The organism is Streptomyces sp. 8L, assembly GCF_020176795.1.
GTDB lineage: Bacteria > Actinomycetota > Actinomycetes > Streptomycetales > Streptomycetaceae > Streptomyces.
In genome coordinates this window covers 1-3,407 of record NZ_JAIUKE010000469.1, presented here as the reverse complement: position 1 = coordinate 3,407, position 3,407 = coordinate 1, and the positions used below count along the sequence as shown (strand labels likewise).

General features: G+C 78.0%; 3 protein-coding genes. All 3 read left to right on the top strand.

Annotation, left to right across the window (positions count from 1 at the left end):
* Positions 1–323: 323 nt before the first annotated feature.
* The 3 genes from LCE31_RS31320 to LCE31_RS31310 all read left to right on the top strand — a co-directional run bounded on the left by LCE31_RS31320 (position 324) and on the right by LCE31_RS31310 (position 3,357).
* Entirely contained in the window at positions 324–1,619 is a 1,296-nt protein-coding gene (locus LCE31_RS31320; RefSeq protein WP_225020370.1) for a CaiB/BaiF CoA transferase family protein, read from the top strand.
* A 41-nt stretch (positions 1,620–1,660) separates the two neighbouring features.
* A complete protein-coding gene (locus tag LCE31_RS31315; protein ID WP_225020379.1) occupies positions 1,661–2,527 on the top strand; it encodes an HpcH/HpaI aldolase/citrate lyase family protein in 867 nt (288 codons plus the stop codon).
* Positions 2,528–2,661: 134 nt separating this feature from the next.
* The gene (locus LCE31_RS31310; protein WP_225020368.1) at positions 2,662–3,357 is read left to right on the top strand and encodes a type 1 glutamine amidotransferase; all 696 of its coding nucleotides are present in this window, start codon (positions 2,662–2,664) and stop codon (positions 3,355–3,357) included.
* Positions 3,358–3,407: the final 50 nt, after the last annotated feature.

The window sequence follows — 3,407 nt, the reverse complement described above, 5'->3', positions numbered from 1 at the left end:
CGGCCCGCGGGGGCCGCCCGGCCGCGCCCCCCCCCGGCGGGGGGGCGGCCCCGGGGGGGCCCCCCGGGGGGGGCGCCCCCCCCCCCCCCCCCCCGGGCCCCGCGCGACACGTTCGTCGGCGCGCTCGCGGTAGCGCTCGGCGAGGGGCGGGCGGCGGCCGACGCGCTCGCCTGGGCGACCGCCGCGTCCGCGCTCTCCGTCCAGCGGCACGGCGCGTCGTCGTCCATGCCGGATCGCGCGGACATCGACCGCCTGGCCGCGACGGCGCCATGAGCGCCTGCCCGCGGCTTCCGTCCCACGCCCCCAGAACCGAGGTATCCGCCATGCACGCACCCCGCAGCGACCACGGGCCCGACGGTGCGCCGCCGCCCGGCGCCCCCGACACGCCGGGGAAGTCCGCGGCCCCCGACGCCCCCGACCCGTCCGGAGTGGCCGCGGGGCCGCTCAGCGGGCTGCGCGTCCTCGACCTCGCGACCCTGTTCGCGGGCCCGATCGCGGCCACGATGCTGGGCGACTTCGGCGCCGAGGTCATCAAGGTCGAGCACCCCAGGCGCCCCGATCCGTCGCGGGGGGGCGGGCCCGCGAAGGACGGGGTCGGCCTGTGGTGGAAGCACCTCGGCCGGAACAAGCGGAACCTGACGCTCGATCTGTCCACGCCGGGCGGCCGTGAGGTCATGCTGCGGCTCGCCGCGAGTGCCGACGTGGTGATCGAGAACTTCCGCCCGGGGACGCTGGAGAAGTGGGGCCTCGGCTGGCCGGAGCTCTCCGCCGCCAACCCCCGGCTCGTGCTCGCACGCGTCACGGGCTTCGGCCAGTTCGGCCCCTACGCGCGCCGCGCCGGGTTCGGCACACTCGCGGAGGCGATGAGCGGCTTCGCCGCCACCACGGGGGAGCCGGACGGGCCGCCGACATTGCCGCCGTTCGGCCTCGCCGACTCGGTGGCCGCGCTGGCGACGGCGTACGCGGTGATGACGGCGCTCGCGGGCCGCGACCGCACGGGCGAGGGGCAGGTGGTCGACCTGGCGATCATCGAGCCGATGCTCGCGGTCCTCGGGCCGCAGCTGCTCTGGTACGACCAGCTCGGCTACGTCCAGCCGCGGACCGGCAACCGGTCCGTCAACAACGCGCCGCGCAACACGTACCGCACGGCCGACGGGAAGTGGCTCGCCGTGTCGTCGTCCGCCCAGTCGGTGGCGGAGCGGGTGCTGCGGCTCGTCGGCCGCCCCGAGCTCGTCACGGAGCCCTGGTTCGCGACCGGCACGGGACGCGCCCAGCACGCGGACGAGATCGACGAGGCGGTGGGCTCCTGGATCGCCCGGCACGACCGGGACGCGGTGGTGGCCGCCTTCGAGGAGGCGCAGGCCGCCGTCGCGCCGATCTACGACGTACGGGACGTTCTCGCGGACCCGCAGTTCACGGCGCTGGGCACGGTGGCGGAGGTCGAGGACGGCGAACTCGGGCCGCTGCGGATGCAGAACGTCCTCTTCCGGCTGTCCGGGACGCCCGGCGCGATCCGCTGGCCGGGCCGTCCGCACGGGGCGGACACCGACGACGTCCTCACCGAACTCGGCCTGGCCGAGCGGGAGATCGAGACGCTGCGCGAGACGGGGGCGCTGTGAACACCACGACACGCGGCGCGGACGCCGGCCGCACCGGGGAGATGCCGCCCCTTCCCTACCTGACCTGGCTCTATGTGCCGGGCGACCGGCCCGGTGTGGTGCAGAAGGCGCTGCGCTCCGGCGCCGACGTCGTCCTGATCGACCTGGAGGACGCGGTCGCGCGGGACCGCAAGGGCTACGCCCGGGACGCCACGGCCGAGCTGCTGTCCGCGCCGGTGCCCGGCCCTGCCGCGGTGCACGTCAGGATCAACGCCCTCGAAGGACCGGAGGCCGGCGCGGACCTCGCGGCGCTGGCCGGGCTGCCGGGGGTCGGCGGGCTGCGGCTGCCGAAGGTGACGTCGGCGGCCGACGTCACCGCGGTCGTGGACGCGCTGTGCGCCGCGGCGCCGGGCGCGGGCCCGCGCGTACCGGCGCTCTATCCGCTGCTGGAGTCGGCGCTCGGCGTGGAGAACGCGTTCGCCGTGGCCACCGCCGACCCGGCCGTACGCGGAATCGCCCTCGGGGAGGCGGATCTGCGGGCGGACCTGGGCCTGGCAGGCGAGGAGGCGCTGGCCTGGCCCCGCGTCCGTACGGTGGTGGCGGCACGGGCGGCGGGACTCGCGCCCCCCGCCCAGTCCGTCTACCCCGACGTGCGCGACCTCGCGGGACTTGAGGCGTCCTGCGGGCGTGGCCGGTCGCTGGGGTTCCTGGGCCGTGCCGCCATCCATCCGCGCCAGCTGCCCGTCATCGAGCGGGCGTTCCTGCCGAGCGCGGCGGAGATCGCCGCCGCGCGGGAGACGGTCGAGGCGGCGGCCGTGGTGCCGGGCGCCACGACACTGCCGGACGGCCGGTTCGTGGACCCCGCCATCGTCGCGTCGGCGCGGCGCGTCCTCGCGCTCGCGGAGCGGGGCGCGGGGGCGCCCGCCTGACCGGGACCCGAGCGGGTTGGCACGCGCGGCCCGCGCCTGTTTCCCTACGGGGCATGAGTAGGGCGGCCCAGGAAGCCGGCGCCGGCCCGCGGGGCCGGAGCGCGGGGCCGCGACCGGATGAAGGGACGCCGCAGGTGGATGTGCTCGTGGTGCAACACGTACCGGGCGAGGAGACGTACGCGATCGGGGAGGCGCTGCGGGCGCGCGGCCTGCGGCTGCGCGTGTGCCGGATGTGGGAGGGCGACCCGCTGCCGTCCGGCCTCGCCGGGGTGCGGGCACTGGTCGTGATGGGCGGGCCCGCGTCCGCGTACGGCGACGACTCGGCGTTCCCGACTCGCGCGGCGGAGATCGCGCTGCTGCGGACGGCGCTCGCGCGTCGGGTGCCGGTGCTCGGCGTCTGCCTGGGCGCGCAGCTGCTCGCGGTGGCGGCGGGCACCCGCGGACGGCCTGGCGACGGCCTCCAGGTCGGCTGGGGGCCGGTGCGGGTGCGGGCGCGCGCGGCACAGGACCCGCTGTTCGCGGACGCGCCCGCGCGGCTCGGGGTGCTGCACTGGCACGGCGACACGGTGGACCTGCCGTCCGACGCGGTGCTGCTCGCGTCGTGCGACCGCTACGCGGCGCAGGCGTTCCGGATCGGCGGCGCGGCGTGGGGGCTCCAGTTCCATGTCGAGGTGGACGCGGCCGCGGTGGAGATGTTCGCCGCGGCGTTTCCCGGGGACGCGGCGACCGCCCCCGGGCTGCGTGCCGAGACTCCGGGGGCGCTGGCGGCGCTGGCGCCGCACCGGGACGTACTGCTGGGGCGCTTCGCGGACCTGGTCGCGGCGCGGTGAGCGCCCGGGCCGGCCGGAGGCGGCAGGCGGGGCGCGGAGGGACGGCGGGG

Bases quoted from the DNA above. Each gene is read 5' to 3' on its own strand.
- LCE31_RS31320 (WP_225020370.1), top strand. From the start codon at position 324: ATGCACGCACCCCGCAGCGACCACGGGCCCGACGGTGCGCCGCCGCCC.
- LCE31_RS31315 (WP_225020379.1), top strand. From the start codon at position 1,661: ATGCCGCCCCTTCCCTACCTGACCTGGCTCTATGTGCCGGGCGACCGG.